The sequence below is a fragment of the Actinomadura rubrisoli genome, assembly GCF_004349215.1.
Taxonomy (GTDB): Bacteria; Actinomycetota; Actinomycetes; order Streptosporangiales; family Streptosporangiaceae; genus Spirillospora; species Spirillospora rubrisoli.
This window is the reverse complement of sequence record NZ_SMKU01000706.1, coordinates 1-1,271: the sequence shown is the minus strand read 5'-3', so window position 1 is coordinate 1,271 and position 1,271 is coordinate 1. Positions and strand designations below refer to the sequence as shown.

At 72.3% G+C, this 1,271-nt stretch carries 2 protein-coding genes; both read right to left on the bottom strand.

The genetic code is table 11. The features are described 5' to 3' along the window. Window positions 1-15: 15 nt before the first annotated feature. The gene (locus E1298_RS46990; protein WP_131903810.1) at window positions 16-963 is read right to left on the bottom strand and encodes a VWA domain-containing protein; all 948 of its coding nucleotides are present in this window, start codon (window positions 961-963) and stop codon (window positions 16-18) included. After that, a partial coding sequence (locus tag E1298_RS46985; RefSeq protein ID WP_481726155.1) for a DUF58 domain-containing protein occupies window positions 960-1,271 on the bottom strand: 312 nt, incomplete at its 5' end. The genes E1298_RS46990 and E1298_RS46985, both read right to left, overlap by 4 nt.

Below are 1,271 nucleotides of genomic sequence, written 5' to 3'. Positions count from 1 at the left end.
GGTGTGGACGGCGGGTCAGGGGAGGCGGGAGAACCAGGCCAGGGACGCGCCTCCGGCGGCGAGGGCGAACAGCAGCGCGATGCCGGTGTAGCGGGCGGCGACGTCGCGGTGCTCGGTCTTGAAGCCCAGGGAGCTGCCGATGTTGGCGTACACCTCGCCGAGCTGGCCGGAGTCGGCGGCCTCGTAGGCTTTGCCCTGGGTGCCGTCGGCGAGGGTCTTGAGGGTCTCCTTGTTGACCGAGACGCTGGTGGTCTCGCCTTCGATGTCGACGGTGCCGTAGGGGGTGCCGAAGGCGATGGTGGAGACGGGGATGTGGGCGGCGCGGCTGGCGGCGATGGCCTCCTGGACGGATCGTCCGGTGGTGTTGTCGCCGTCCGACAGCAGGACGATGTGGGCGGGCGGAGGGTCCTGGCTGGCCTGGGCGTCGAAGGAGCGGACGCCTTGCAGGGAGGTGAACACCGCCTCGCCGATGGCGGTGCGCTTGGCCAGGACGAGCTGGTCGAGGGAGGCGATGGCGGCGTCGCGGTCGGCGGAGGGGGCGGCGACGAGGTTGGCGTTGCCGGCGAAGGACACCACGCCGACGTTGAAGCGGGCGGGCAGTTCGCGGATGAACTTCTTGGCGGCGCTCTTGGCGGACTCGAAGCGGGTGGGGGGGACGTCCTTGGCCATCATGGACAGCGACACGTCGACGGCGACCATGATGGTGGCGCGGTCGCGGGGGACCTTGACGGAGGTGGCGGGCCGCGCGAACCCGATCATCATCAGGACGAGCATGGTGAGGAACAGCCCGGCGGCGACGTGGCGCCGCCATCCGGGGTGTTTGGGGGCGATCTGGGACAGCAGGGCGAGGTTGGTGAAGCGGACGGTGTACCGGCGGCGGCGCATCTGCAGCAGCACGTAGGCGGCGGCCAGGAGCGGGGCCAGTGCCAGCAGCCAGAGGCGTTCGGGTGACAGGAAGGTCATGGGCGCGCTCCCGCGGTGGTGACGGGCCGGCCGGCCGCGCGGCGCTGGCGGAGGGCGAAGCGGGCGATGTCGGTGATCCAGTCGCGGTCGGTGCGCAGGACGAGGTGGTGGGCGCCGCTGCGGCGCAGGGCGTCGCGGGTGCGGTCGCGCTGGGCGGCGGCCGCGGCGGCGTAGCGTTCGCGGACGCGGCGGCTGAGGACGATCTCGTGGGCGGCGCCGGTCTCGGGGTCGGTCATCTCGATGAGGCCGATGTCGGGCAGGTCGAGTTCGCGGGGGTCGATGATCTCGACGGCGAGGACCTGGTGGCG

Coding starts and splice junctions, on each gene's coding strand:
- E1298_RS46990 (WP_131903810.1), bottom strand. CDS start 963: ATGACCTTCCTGTCACCCGAACGCCTCTGGCTGCTGGCACTGGCCCCG.